Source organism: Rhizobium sp. SRDI969, assembly GCF_025152725.1.
Lineage (GTDB): Bacteria > Pseudomonadota > Alphaproteobacteria > Rhizobiales > Rhizobiaceae > Rhizobium > Rhizobium leguminosarum_I.
Genome location: NZ_CP104039.1, coordinates 231,774 through 244,661, shown reverse-complemented (window position 1 = coordinate 244,661; position 12,888 = coordinate 231,774). Strand labels below are relative to the sequence as shown.

14 protein-coding genes and 1 pseudogene are annotated in these 12,888 nt (G+C 60.5%); 13 read left to right on the top strand and 2 right to left on the bottom strand.

What is annotated here, in order from left to right; all coding sequences use genetic code 11:
• Positions 1-9 precede the first annotated feature (9 nt).
• Entirely contained in the window at positions 10-795 is a 786-nt protein-coding gene (locus N2A41_RS32860) for an SDR family NAD(P)-dependent oxidoreductase (RefSeq protein WP_260112053.1), read from the bottom strand.
• 233 nt (positions 796-1,028) lie between these two features.
• Here N2A41_RS32860 and N2A41_RS32855 point away from each other — a divergent pair.
• A pseudogene (locus tag N2A41_RS32855) lies at positions 1,029-1,145 on the top strand (transcriptional regulator); the annotation flags it as partial.
• Positions 1,146-1,299: 154 nt separating this feature from the next.
• On the opposite strand, the gene N2A41_RS32850 reads toward N2A41_RS32855, so the two are convergent.
• Complete coding sequence (locus N2A41_RS32850; RefSeq protein ID WP_170260151.1) at positions 1,300-2,295, bottom strand: LacI family DNA-binding transcriptional regulator; 996 nt, start codon at positions 2,293-2,295, stop codon at positions 1,300-1,302.
• A 175-nt stretch (positions 2,296-2,470) separates the two neighbouring features.
• Here N2A41_RS32850 and N2A41_RS32845 point away from each other — a divergent pair, with 175 nt between their 5' ends.
• From N2A41_RS32845 to N2A41_RS32790, 12 genes are all read left to right on the top strand, one after another.
• On the top strand, positions 2,471-3,418 hold the full coding sequence (locus N2A41_RS32845) for a sugar ABC transporter substrate-binding protein (protein ID WP_222293770.1): 948 nt from the start codon (positions 2,471-2,473) through the stop codon (positions 3,416-3,418).
• Between the two features lie 123 nt (positions 3,419-3,541).
• Entirely contained in the window at positions 3,542-4,663 is a 1,122-nt protein-coding gene (locus tag N2A41_RS32840; protein ID WP_170255324.1) for an ABC transporter permease, read from the top strand.
• 2 nt (positions 4,664-4,665) lie between these two features.
• Positions 4,666-5,460: an ATP-binding cassette domain-containing protein gene (locus N2A41_RS32835; RefSeq protein ID WP_017968730.1), complete on the top strand. Its 795-nt coding sequence runs from the start codon at positions 4,666-4,668 to the stop codon at positions 5,458-5,460.
• 84 nt (positions 5,461-5,544) lie between these two features.
• Entirely contained in the window at positions 5,545-6,348 is an 804-nt protein-coding gene (locus N2A41_RS32830; protein WP_170260110.1) for a TIM barrel protein, read from the top strand.
• A 42-nt stretch (positions 6,349-6,390) separates the two neighbouring features.
• Complete coding sequence (gene iolG / locus N2A41_RS32825) at positions 6,391-7,383, top strand: inositol 2-dehydrogenase (protein ID WP_260112052.1); 993 nt, start codon at positions 6,391-6,393, stop codon at positions 7,381-7,383.
• A 129-nt stretch (positions 7,384-7,512) separates the two neighbouring features.
• The gene (locus tag N2A41_RS32820) at positions 7,513-7,800 is read left to right on the top strand and encodes a MurR/RpiR family transcriptional regulator (protein ID WP_017968727.1); all 288 of its coding nucleotides are present in this window, start codon (positions 7,513-7,515) and stop codon (positions 7,798-7,800) included.
• A 330-nt stretch (positions 7,801-8,130) separates the two neighbouring features.
• Positions 8,131-8,568 carry an acetyl-CoA carboxylase biotin carboxyl carrier protein gene (locus N2A41_RS32815; protein ID WP_162117630.1) on the top strand — a complete coding sequence of 146 codons (438 nt, stop codon included), beginning with the start codon at positions 8,131-8,133 and terminating at the stop codon, positions 8,566-8,568.
• Positions 8,568-9,953: an acetyl-CoA carboxylase biotin carboxylase subunit gene (locus N2A41_RS32810; protein WP_260112051.1), complete on the top strand. Its 1,386-nt coding sequence runs from the start codon at positions 8,568-8,570 to the stop codon at positions 9,951-9,953. The genes N2A41_RS32815 and N2A41_RS32810 overlap by 1 nt, the downstream gene beginning before the upstream one ends.
• Entirely contained in the window at positions 9,950-10,375 is a 426-nt protein-coding gene (locus N2A41_RS32805) for an acetyl-CoA carboxylase biotin carboxyl carrier protein (RefSeq protein WP_260112050.1), read from the top strand. Before N2A41_RS32810 ends, N2A41_RS32805 begins: the two co-directional genes overlap by 4 nt.
• On the top strand, positions 10,372-11,079 hold the full coding sequence (pxpB, locus tag N2A41_RS32800) for a 5-oxoprolinase subunit PxpB (protein WP_260112049.1): 708 nt from the start codon (positions 10,372-10,374) through the stop codon (positions 11,077-11,079). Before N2A41_RS32805 ends, pxpB begins: the two co-directional genes overlap by 4 nt.
• Positions 11,076-12,071: a biotin-dependent carboxyltransferase family protein gene (locus N2A41_RS32795; protein ID WP_260112048.1), complete on the top strand. Its 996-nt coding sequence runs from the start codon at positions 11,076-11,078 to the stop codon at positions 12,069-12,071. The genes pxpB and N2A41_RS32795 overlap by 4 nt, the downstream gene beginning before the upstream one ends.
• 36 nt (positions 12,072-12,107) lie before the next feature.
• Positions 12,108-12,875 (top strand): 5-oxoprolinase subunit PxpA, encoded by a 768-nt coding sequence (locus tag N2A41_RS32790; RefSeq protein WP_170282747.1) that lies wholly within the window; start codon positions 12,108-12,110, stop codon positions 12,873-12,875.
• Positions 12,876-12,888: the final 13 nt, after the last annotated feature.

Here is a 12,888-nt window from a genome sequence, read left to right as displayed (position 1 = left end):
GTCTCCTCCTCAGGTGAATGCGAGTGTGGGCAGATCGACGGTCCCGGCTCCGCCGTCGACGGTCAGGATGGCGCCGTTGACCATCGTGGCTTCCGCCGAGGCCAAGAAGCAGACGGCATTGGCGACATCTTCAGGCCTTGCGGCACGGCCAAGCGGCACGTCCTTCGTCACCAGGGCATAAGCGTCCTCGATGCTCTTCAGCTTGAATTTTTCCATGATGAATTCCATCTGCTCGTCGGCCATCGCCGTCATCACCCAGCCGGGGCAAACGGTGTTGGTCCTCACGCCAAGACGGCCATAGTCCCGAGCCAGCGACTTTGCCAGGCCGATACAGCCGTGTTTCATGGTGACGTAGCCTGCGGCATCCGGACCGGCAAAAAGTCCCGCGATCGAGGCAAGCACGACGATATTGCCCTTGCTCTCGATCAGATGCGGCAACGTCTCGCGCGCGCTGACGAAGGCCGTGTTGAGATTGAGCCTGATGGCCAGATCCCAAGTCTCGTCCGACATGCTGACCGTTGGGCCGACACCGTGGCCCCCGGCATTGGCCACGAGAATATCCAGTCCGCCGAACTGCTCTGCGACGGTAAGGACGGCAGCCTTCATGCTGGTGCCGTCAGCTGCATCGGCGACAACGACCGCGGCTCCGATCTCTTCGGCAACGGCGTGAAGTGGGTCCGGACGCCGTCCCACAAGCGCAACGTTGCCACCCTCCAACCGAATCCGGCGCGCAACCGCCGCACCGATTCCCGTTCCCCCGCCCGTAATCAAGGCGGTCTTGTTCTTGAAGCGCATGATGTCTCCTCTCACCTAGAGGAACATCATGGCCGAAAGCAGCGGAGCCGTCGTGTCTACGTCTGCAATTGGTTTTGACTGAGCGTGCACAGATGTTGATTTCGAGCCTAAGGCCTCGCGCCGCTGGCCGAGCAAGGGCTTAGACCGGCAGCGCAATAGTGGTTATCTGCAGGGCTTGTTGCGATGCTGAAAACGTCGCCGAAACATCACCGCGGACATCCAAGCTTCTCAAAGTGAGAAAAGTGCAGCGCAGCTTTGCCGTCGAGTACGGATCTGCGCGGCGAATAGTCAATTCCAATCCGAATTGGATCTGGGGAGACATGGATCTCAAGTTCGTAATAGCCCAAGACGAATCTTGTCAGCATGAGATTCATCGGTGATCGTCCCAAGGGCCACTATAGCACAGGATTTGCGGTTCAATTCCCATCAACAGCGGGATGACCATCATTCGATCGTGGTCAGAAGTGCGACGCGAGGTGCTCCTGGGAAGATCCTTGAGACACGTCATGCCGATGACCTCGGCACAAGCCGTCCCCGCATGACAACCATTTCGGCATCGCGCTTGCCCGTTATCATTGCGACCATGGCGTTGATCATCTCGTCGGTGGGCTGTTCGTAGCTGGTTAGTTCGTAGGCAGGAGCCCCGCCGAGTTCGATATTGTCGAAGCCGACGACTGCCAAGTCTTGCGGAACCCCAAGACCGAACTCTCTGCGGGCAACGTCCATCGCTCCCAGCGCCAAAATATCATTTTCACACATCAAAACATCGATGCGCGATGCGGGCGAAGTTGCGTTCAGATAAGTGCGTGCCGCTTCGGCGCCGGCCCGGGCGCTGTATCGTTCCGCGGCCAATTCTGCAACGCCTTCGACACCTTTTCGTCGCCAAAAATTTGCATAGTGATGACGCCTGCCGAGCGCCGTCGACAGGGTTCTCGCCCCGGTCATGAAGCCGGGACGGCGATAGCCCTTGTCGAACAGGTAATCGACGATCTCGCTGAGAGCGATTTCTGCATCGCAGGCAATCGCGGGAACGCCGGGGATTTGGCTGTCTCTCGCAAGAACGAACATCGGGGGGAAACCTCGGCCAAGCCGTCGATCACCCAGCGTTTCCTCGCGAAAGGCCGTACCGAACAGGATCACGGCATCGAATTGTCGTTGGTCAGCATTGATCAAGGCGTGAACGTGATCGAAATGGCGGTTGATGTTGATCAATACTGTCAGCAGACCCTCCGCCTGCAGGCGCTCGGTCAACGTCTCCAGAACCGGAAGCTTATGCGGATTGGCGAAGTCGTCGACGAAGACGGCCACCTGATGGGTGGTGTTCGTCGCGAGGCTTCGGGCAAGCAGGTTGGGCGAATAGTTCAGGGTCTCCGCCGCCCGAAGCACCTTTTGCCGGCTTGCGTCCGCAATGGACGCACCTGGCGTGAACGCACGGATGACGGTCCATTTCGACACGCCGGCGGCTTCCGCCACCTCTTTCGCCGTCGCCCGTTTGCGCATGACTGCCTCCTCTTGAATGGAATGAATATTCCACAAAAAAATAAAAATGGAATGGATGCTTGATTTTTGTGGACAATAAAGTAGTTTTGTCGAGCTTGCTACCGGGTGCAATCGGCGTTGCAACCGGTAGCATTCTCAAGTTCGCATGGAGCGGACTGTGTTTTGGGAGGGTCAAATGAAATTCGGTGTGAAATCGCTTCTCACGAGTGCGGCCGTTGCTGCTGTGCTCATGTGCTCTTCGGCAATCGCCAACGCGGCTGACATTCGCATCGTCGCCGTCACCCACGGCCAAGCCAATGATCCGTTCTGGTCGGTCGTCAAGAACGGCGTCAACGCAGCGGCGAAGGACATGGGTGTCAGCGTCGATTATCGCGCTCCGGAAACCTTCGACATGGTGTCTATGGGGCAGCTCATCGATGCTGCCGTCAATCAGAAGCCCGATGGGCTTATCGTCTCCATTCCAGACGCCTCGGCACTCGGTCCATCCATCAAGAAGGCTGTCGCCGCCGGTATCCCGGTTATCTCCATCAATTCCGGTTCTGACGTTTCAAAGGAGCTGGGAGCACTTCTCCATGTTGGCCAGGACGAATATACCGCCGGCAAGGCCGCCGGCGCGAAGCTGCATGAGTTGGGCGGCAAGGAAGGCCTGTGCGTGAACCAGGAGGTCGGCAATGTTTCGCTCGATCTGCGCTGCAAGGGCTTTGCCGACGGTTTCGGCGGCAAGGTCACGGTGCTGCCCGTCAGCAACGATCCGGCAGATGTCCGCGCGAAGGTCAAGGCGGCGCTGAGTTCCAATACTGCCGTCGACACTGTCATGGCGCTCGGTGCCGGCACGGCCGGCGAGCCGTCCCTGGCTGCCGTCGAGGATGTCGGAATGACCGGCAAGATCAAGGTGGCGACATTCGACCTTTCAGCTGATTTCCTGAAGGCCGTTGCCGATGGGAAGGCAGCTTTCGCGATCGATCAGCAGCAGTTCCTGCAGGGCTATCTGCCGGTCGTATTTTTGGCCAACTACGCCAAATACGGGCTTATCCCGGGAGGGAATGTTCCATCCGGCCCGAACCTTATCACCAAGGAAAAGGCTGCCCAAGTTGTGGATCTTTCCGCCAAGGGCATTCGCTAACCGCAATTGCCGTAAGGCATTCTCCCAGACTCTCCTCCTCCCAGTGGGGAGGGGGTTTGGCTGACCGATCGCGCTGCCGAACAGCGCCCCGCCACCCTAAATCACGATCCAGTCGGAGGAGTTATGGCTTCGCTTGAGCAGAGAACGGCAGCTACGCCGAAGACCGATGAGCGCGTCAAACAAGTGAGTTTTCTGACGCATATGATGCGGCGGCCAGAGCTTGGTGCTGTGGCAGGCCTTGTTCTCGTCATCGTCTTTTTCTTTCTCACCGCAGATTCGACGATGTTTTCGCTTTCCGGCCTGATGACCATCATGGCGCCGGCCTCGCAATTGGGAATCCTTGCCATTGCAGCAGCGCTTCTGATGATCGGAGGAGAGTTCGATCTCTCGATCGGCTCGATGGTGGCCTTTGCCGGACTGATCTTCGGCGTCATCCTCACGAATTTCGGCCAGCCGCTTTCGGTTGCCATCGTCATGACGATGCTCTTCGCCGCGTTCATGGGAGCGATCAATGGGCAGATCGTCATTCGCACGCGCCTTCCGTCCTTCATCGTGACCCTGGCATTCCTTTTCATTCTCCGTGGCCTGACGCTCGTCGGCCTGAAATGGGCGACGGGCGGTTCGACGCAGCTTCGCGGCATCAGCGATCGTGTCAAAGACAGTCCGCTGCTTGGCTTTTTTTCCGGCGATGCGCTGAAGGGCGCATTTGTCTGGCTCGCGGATCACGATCTGATCGACAAGTTCCCCAACGGCATGCCGAAGGTCACGGGCGTCCCGGTTTCCGTATTGTGGTTTGTCGCGCTTGCGCTGGCTGCGACCTGGGTCCTCCTGCGCACCCGCACGGGCAACTGGATCTTTGCCGCCGGTGGCGATCCCAATGCGGCTAGAAACTCCGGCGTGCCCGTTCACAGAGTTAAGACCGGCCTTTTTGCGCTGACAGCATGCGCGGCAGCTCTGGTTGCCATCATCACCGTGCTCGATGCTGGCTCGACTGACGCCAGACGCGGCTTTCAGAAAGAGTTCGAGGCGATCATTGCCGCCGTCATTGGTGGGTGCTTGCTGACCGGCGGCTATGGTTCGGCGATTGGCGCCTTCTTCGGCGCGATCATCTTCGGCTCGGTCTCGATCGGCCTGACCTACACCAAATTCGATTCCGACTGGTTTCAGGTCTTCCTGGGCTCGATGCTGCTGCTGGCCGTTCTCTTCAACAATTTCATCCGCCGCAAGGTTACCGGGGAGCGCTGATCATGTCTGATATCAACAATCGAACGCCGATCATCGAAGTGACCGATATCATCAAGCACTACGGCTCCGTGATTGCGCTCAACGGCGTGTCGATGCAGGTGTCGGCCGGAGAAGTACTTTGTCTCCTCGGTGACAACGGCGCGGGCAAATCCACCTTGATCAAGACACTCTCCGGCGTCGTCCGCCCAAGCGGAGGTTCGTTCCTGGTCGAAGGCAAGCCGGTCAATTTCCGCAGTCCGCGCGACGCGCTCGATGCGGGGATTGCGACTGTCTATCAGGACCTTGCCATGATCCCGCTGATGTCAATCACCCGTAACTTCTTCATGGGCCGGGAGCCTCGCAAAGGCTTCTTCCCTTTCCGTCACCTGGACCTTACGCATTGCAACGACGTCACGCGTGAAGAGATGCGCAAGATCGGCATCGATATCCGCGATCCCAATCAGGCAGTGGGCACCTTGTCGGGGGGCGAACGCCAATGCGTTGCGATTGCGCGTGCGGTCTATTTCGGCGCCAAGATCCTCATTCTCGATGAGCCGACTTCGGCGCTCGGCGTGGCGCAAACCTCGATGGTGCTGAAATACATCCACCAGGTCCGACAAAACGGATTGGGCGTCATCTTCATCACCCACAATGTTCGCCATGCTTACGCGGTGGCGGACCGTTTCACCATCCTCAATCGCGGCCAGACGCTTGGCACTTTTGCCAAGGCTGATATCGCGATGGATGAGCTTCAGAACCTCATGGCCGGCGGCAAGGAACTGCAGCAATTGTCCGAAGAACTCGGCGGCACGATCTAGCCGGCTTGCTTCCGAGGCGGCGTTCGATTGGCTTTCAAGGGCCGTCGCCGCCTTTCACTCAATCATCAATCATGGAATACGGTCATGTACGACGGCTCGTCGAATGCCTCATCCCCCTTCACGCTCGCCATCTGTGCCGAGATGGTCTTCAAGTCGCTGCCGGTCGTCGACAGGCTCAAGCGCATCACCGAACTCGGCTTTCAGGCCGAGATCTGGGATTGGACGAGACATGACATCGCCGCCCTTGCAAGATCAGGAGCGGTCTTCTCGTCAATGACCGGCTATGTGACCGGTACGCTCGCCGATGACGCGGGCGCAGACGAATTGCTGCGAACGGCCAAGCAATCGATCCCGATCGCCAGAGAGCTCAACTGCCCGCGCCTCAACCTGCATGGGACCGGTCTCGACGGCCAGGGTCTGCCGGTGGTCAAGGCCGACAAGGTGACGGGCGCCATGTGGCTCAAGGCGCGCGATACTCTTAGCCGTATCGCCGACCTCGGCGACAAAGAGGGCGTCACCTTCGTGCTCGAAAACCTCAATGAGGCAGTCGATCACCCAAAGACACCGTTTGCCAAGGCCGAAGATACGCTTGCGCTCGTTTCGTCGGTAAACCGACCGGCGCTGAAGCTCAATCTCGACCTTTATCACGCTCAGATCGGCGAAGGAAACCTCATCGAGCTATGCCGGCGCGCTCTGCCTCATATCGGCGAAATCCAGGTGGCGGATGTTCCGGGGCGCATGGAGCCGGGTACCGGAGAGATCAACTACAAGGCAATTGCTGGTGCGCTCAAGGATATGGGCTATCGCGGCACGATCGGCATGGAGGCCTGGGCTTCCGGCGACGATGAGACGGCGCTTGCCCGTTTCCGCGACGCCTTCACGGTTTGAAGATTTCGATAGTCAACACTTACATATCGTGGAGAAATATCAATGATCAGGTTTGGAGTGATCGGCGCCGGCCGGATAGGCAAGGTGCATGCCGCGACTATTGCGGCGAACCCGAAGGCGAAGCTCGTCTATGTGGCGGATGCCTTCAAGGCATCGGCAGAGGCGCTTGCCGCGCAGACGGGCGCCGAGGTTGCCGATGCGGAGGACGTCATCAAGTCCTCAAACGTCGATGCGATCCTGATTGCGACACCGACCCCCAGCCACGCCGATCTCATCGAAGCGGCCGCGAAGGCCGGCAAGGCAATCCTCTGCGAAAAACCGGTGTCCCTGTCGGTCGAGCGCATCAATGCCTGCCTCGACGTCGTCGAGAAGAACAAGTCGACCTTGATGATCGGCTTCAATCGCCGGTTTGACCCGAATTTCGCCAGTGTGGAAGCGCGCCTGCGCCGCGGCGATATCGGCGAAATCGAAATCGTGACGATCACCAGCCGGGATCCCGCGCCGCCGCCTGCCGATTACGTCAAATCCTCCGGCGGTCTGTTCCGCGACATGATGATTCATGACTTCGACATGGCCCGCTTCCTCATCGGGGAGGAATTCATCGTCGTGAATGCACTTGGCTCCTCGCTCGTCGACAAGGCGATCGGGGCCGAGGGCGATGTGGATACCGCCGCCGTGCAGATGCAGACGGCATCCGGGCGCATTGCCGTCATCACCAATTCGCGCCGGGCGACTTATGGCTACGACCAGCGCATCGAAGTCCACGGAGCTGCCGGCATGCTTGCGGCGAGGAATATCCACGCAACCAGCGTCGAGCTTTCCAATGCGCATGGTGTTAGCGGCGATCCCGTCCAATATTTCTTCCTCGAACGCTACGCCCAGGCCTACGCCAGTGAGATCAATGTTTTCATCGATGCGATCGACAGCGGCAACCGCTCACCGAGGCCCGGCGGACTCGACGGCCTCCAGGCTCAGAAACTGGCGGAGGCCGCCACTGTCAGTTGGCAGACAGGAAGGCCCGTGCAGGTCGATTAACAAGCTTCGATGCGATGCGGCCATGTTGTCACACTGTCGCATCGCCACCGGGGGTGACGTGCCGCCTTCCAATGTGCATCCGGGTCGCACCGAAATTGCCGGAAGACGGCCTTTGGAAAGTGAAGCGCAATGCTACAGGATAGAGACCATCGCCCTCCTGCGACTCTGCAGGAACTGAAGTACCTGATCGCCAAACGGCAGATCGTCTTTCCAAACAGTCTCGAACAAGTTGCGAGGCAGGTCATTGAACGGCCGGAAATAATTGCATTCGAAAGTGCCGCTGTGATTGCGCGCAATTGCAAGGTTTCTCAAACGACGGTTCACCGACTTGCACAGCACATCGGGTTTCGAACATTGCGCGAGTTTCGCGCGATGATAAGAGATCATCTCCGCAAGATTTCCGCGAATCATCGCTAGGGGCTGTCTGGCTCCCTGTTCGACGAAGGCCGTTCCGCATGAGGTCACAAGGCTCCCGGCATCGAGGCCGTCGAAGCCGTTGCCTCTACCAGTTCGATGACGCGTAACTTCTCGAGAAGGATTCAAGTCGTCTGGGGATTCCGGCGGCCGCTGCTGCCGTCGAGAGAAATTCGCAAGCGCTCGGCGAGATGCCCCACTGGGCGCAGGTCACGCTCCATCAAAACTTCGTCTGACCCCATCAGTCGGTGCGTCGTGCTACGAAAATCACAACGCCGGGCGATCTGAAACTTCAGCTATGCGCGGTGGAATTTTGAAATTCCGAGCACACATATGGACCTCTTGAAGATCAAGACGCTGATCGACTTTGTCGGACGATCGAACATTACCGAGCTGACCGTGACGGAGAAGGACGTGACGGTTCGGATCTTCCGCACGTCGCCGGGTCAGGAGGCTGCTGCCGAGCCCGAGCAAGAGGGATCGACGACAAGCCTTGCCCAGAATGCCGGCGCCGATACGCCTTCGAAGCCTGAAAAAACCCATGCGGTGAAGGCGCCGGTCTTCGGCGTTCTGCACCGGACCCCGGCACCCGGGGAGCCGCCATTCGTCGCAATCGGTGAAGAGGTGGAAGAGGGGCAAACGCTTTTCATCATCGAGGCGATGAAGGTCTTCAACACGATCGCGGCGCCGCGATCGGGGCGCATCACCCATCTCACCGAAATCGACGACGGCGAGGTCGAGACCGGCGATCTGCTGGCGGAGATTGCCTGATGCCGGAAACGCCTGAACAATCTCCGAGCGGCCGCTTCGATACCGTCCTCATCGCCAATCGCGGCGAGATCGCAGTCCGGATTCAGCGCGCCTGCCGCGAGCTCGGCCTGAAGACAGTCGCGATCTGCTCCGAGGCGGACAGGGAAGCGCCTTACGGCAGCACCGCCGACAGCTTTCTCTGCATCGGCCCGTCGAGTGCTGCCAAGAGCTATCTCAATCAGGATGCCATCCTTCTGGCGGCGCGCCTGGCCGGTGCGGGCGCCATCCATCCAGGTTACGGTTTTCTATCGGAAAACGCCGCCTTCGCCGACGCTGTCGAAAAGGCCGGCCTGGTCTTCATTGGCCCGACCACCTCCTCGATTGCCATCATGGGCGACAAGATATCGGCAAAGCGCGCGATGATGGCAGCCGGAGTTCCCTGCGTTCCCGGTCCGGATACCGCGCTGCCCGATGACCCCGCCACGATCGAGCGCCTAGCGCTCGAAATCGGATATCCCGTCATCATCAAGGCAGCCGGCGGCGGCGGCGGACGCGGCATGCGCGTCGTGCCAAAGGCCGATTTGCTGCATGAAGCAATTGCGCTGACGCGGGAAGAGGCCCGCAAGGCCTTCGGCTCACCCGCGCTCTACATGGAGAAATTCTTAGGGCATCCGCGCCACATCGAGATCCAGGTCATTTGCGACGATCACGGCAATGCCGTGTGGCTCGGACACCGGGATTGCTCGATGCAGCGCCGCCATCAGAAAGTGGTGGAAGAGGCGCCGGCGGCGGGAATTGTGCCCGACATCATCCAGCCGGTCGGCATGGCCTGCGTGCAGGCCTGCCTTCAGATCGGCTACCGGGGTGTCGGAACCTTCGAATTCCTCTATGAGGACGGTGCTTTCTATTTCATCGAGATGAATACGCGACTTCAGGTCGAGCATCCCGTCACCGAGATGACGAGCGGTGTCGATATCGTCCAGGCGCAGATAAGGGTGGCTCAGGGTCACGTTGTCGATCTCGTCCAAGGCGATGTGACCTGCGAAGGCCATTCCTTCGAATGCCGCATCAACGCCGAGGACCCGGATAGCTTCCTGCCCTCGGCAGGTGTCGTCACCCATCTGGTTCTGCCCACGGGGTCAGGCATCCGCGTCGATACGCATATTCATGCCGGCTACAAGGTCTCGCCCTATTACGATTCGCTGATCGCAAAGCTGATCGTCCATGCGCCGACGCGGGCGGAAGCGATGGCAAGAATGCGCGAAGCGCTTGCCGGCACTGAGGTCGACGGAATTTCCACCAATATCCCCTTCCTGCGCGCCCTGTTCGAGGACGGCGTATTCGCGCAGGGCGAGACTGACATTCACCATCTCGAACAATGGCTGAAGCTGCGGAGGGCGGCATGAGCGCGATCGACTTCAGCGATCCGGCGACCATCGCATTCCTCACCGACGCGCTGACGGCCGCCGGCGTGAACGGCCTCGAAATCTCCCGGCCGGGCGGACAGCTTCGCATTATCGTCGCTGGAGAAAGTGGCGCCCGGATCAGCTCGACCGACGCGACGCCCCGCGCTCCCGGCTCCGCATCGACCGTCGTGAAGGCGCCAATGGCGGGCCACTTCTGCCTCGATCATCCGGCCTCCTACGCCATGTCGCAAGATCTACCGCGCTCCGTATCCGATGCGGATATCGTCGGCTTCGTCGGGGTAGGGCATATCCTGCTTCCCCTTCGCGCCGGCCGTTCCGGTGTTTTGACCAGGCTGTTCGCCGAGCCCGGAGCGCTGGTCGGCTTTGGCGATCCTCTGTTCGAAATCGAGCTCCCATCATGATCGCCACGACGAACAGACATGCATCGCAACGCGAGATCGTTCCGGCCGCCAAAAACCAGGCGCGGGTTTCCTCGATCGGCGCCAGATCCTTCCTGCTCGAGGCGCCTGGCGACTTCGATCTCGCCGCGCAGCGGCGGATCTGGGCTCTGTCCCAGAGCGTGAAAGGTTGGGCGGACCTTGCCGAAAACATTCCCGGCATGACCAACCTGCTGGTGATCTTCAAGGAGACGCCCGAAGATCCGGATGCGGTGGTCGCCCGGCTGCTGGAGGCATGGGAGAATGCGCGCAGCATCGACCTCAACGGCAAGACCATCGAGATCCCCGTCGATTATGGCGGCGAATATGCGACGGATCTGCCGGCCCTTTGCGATCTCTCGGGCTTGAGCGATCGCGAAGTTGTCCGCATCCATCATGAAGCGACCTACCGTGTCTTCGCCTTGGGCAGCGCGCCCGGTTTCGGCTACCTGCATGGCCTCGATCCGCGCATCTACATGCCGCGAAAGACCGTGCCCTCGCTGAAGATGCCGAAGGGCTGCGTGACCATTGGCGGCATGCAGACCGGCGTCGCCATGCTCACGGGCCCCAACGGCTGGAATTCCATCGGCTTCGCGGCACTTGAGATGTTCGACCCCGCCTCATCGAGCCCCGCCATGATGGCGCCTGGAGATACGGTGCGGTTCCTGCCGGCGAGGATCGAGCTATGATCGAGATCTTGGAAAGCGGTCCGTTCAACACGGTGCAGGATCTTGGCCGCCCGGGCTATCGCGATATCGGCGTATCGGCCAGCGGCGCGATGGATCCGCTGGCGGTCCGGATCGGCAACATTCTCGTCGGCAATGATGAAAATGCCGCCGCGATAGAGGTGCAGACCTTTCCGTTCAGCCTGCGTTTCGAGCAGCGCATCGTCTTTGCCGTGACCGGCGCCGACGGCAAACCTCATCTGGACGGACTGGAATTACTTCCCTGGTGCGCTTACATCGCGGAGCCCGGACAGGTTCTCGAACTGAAACAGCCTCCACGGCTGGCGCGCTCCTATATTTCGCTCGGAGGCGGGCTGGATATTCCCGTTGTCATGGGTTCGCGAAGCACGTCGCTGCGCGGCGGCTTTGGCGGTAATTCAGGCCGGCCTCTGGCGAAGGGAGACCGGATCGCGGTCGGCAAGGATGCAGAGATCGCCATACTGCCGACCTCGGGTCTTGCCGTCGTCGAACCGGCCGTGGCACTGCGCGATGTCTTCCCGGCTGCTGTCGACGGCACGCTGCCGATCCGCGCCTTGCCTGCCGGTGAGCACGATCTTTTCGCAGGCGACGGCGAAGCTTTCTGGAGCCGGACCTGGAGGATTTCCTCCCGAAGCGACCGGACGGGCTACCGCCTGTCCGGCGAGCCCATCACGCCAACGACGTCCATCGAGATGCGCTCCCACGGCGTCGTGCCCGGCGTGATCCAGGTTCCGCCCGGCGGCGAACCGATCGTGCAGATGAGCGACGCCAACACCGCCGGCGGCTATCCGAAGATCGCCGGCGTGATCGAATGCGATCTCTGGCGGCTCGGGCAAGCCCGCATCGGCGCACGCCTGAAGTTCGTTCGCTCGACGCATACGGAGGCCCGTGCGGTGGAACAGGCTGTCGCCCGCTATGTCGACGACGTCGGGCAGACATCCCGAATGGTCAAGCGCGCCTTGAAGGCGATGGCCTAATGGGTGCCGCCAAGAGGCCGTCAAAAGGAGGAGCTGATGAAGATCGATCTGAATTCCGACATGGGCGAAGGATTTGGCCCCTACCGGCTGTGCGACGACGAAGCGATGATGAAACTCGTCTCGTCGGCCAACATCGCCTGCGGTTTCCATGGCGGCGACCCCGATACGATGGGGCGTATGGTCCGGCTTGCGAAACTGAACGGCGTCGGCATCGGCGCGCATCCGGGCTTGCCCGACCGGCTCGGGTTCGGTCGGCGCGAAATAGCGTTTTCGGCAGATGAGCTTCGCCAGCAGATGCTCTATCAGCTCGGCGCCCTGATGGCGATCGCCAAGGCCGAGGGTGTCACGGTGTCCCATATCAGCTTCCACGCGGCCATGGGCAATATGGTCAATCGCGATCCTCTGCTCGCCGACCTGATGATGGATGCGATCGCCGCCGTGGACGCGGGCCTCGTCGTCTTCGTGACGTCAGGCAGCGAGATCCAACAGGCGGCCAGACGCGCAGGTTTGAAGACGCTGGCGCTTTTCCTGGCGGACCGGGCCTATGACGCCGAGGGCAGACTCGTCGCGCGCGGACTCGCCGGCGCCGTCATCAAGGACGAAGCCTCGGTGCGTGCACGCGTACGGAAATTCCTGCTCGAAGGAAGCGTCGAGACGATCGACGGAGCGGTGATCGCAATGCCGGCCCGCTCCATTCTCGTCCACAGCGACACCCCGGGCGCCCTGGAGCTTGCCGGCATCGTGCGCGGCGAGATCGAAGCCACGGGCGCGACCCTCGCGCCTGCCGCCGAACTCGCCGATTGATACAATCCTGATC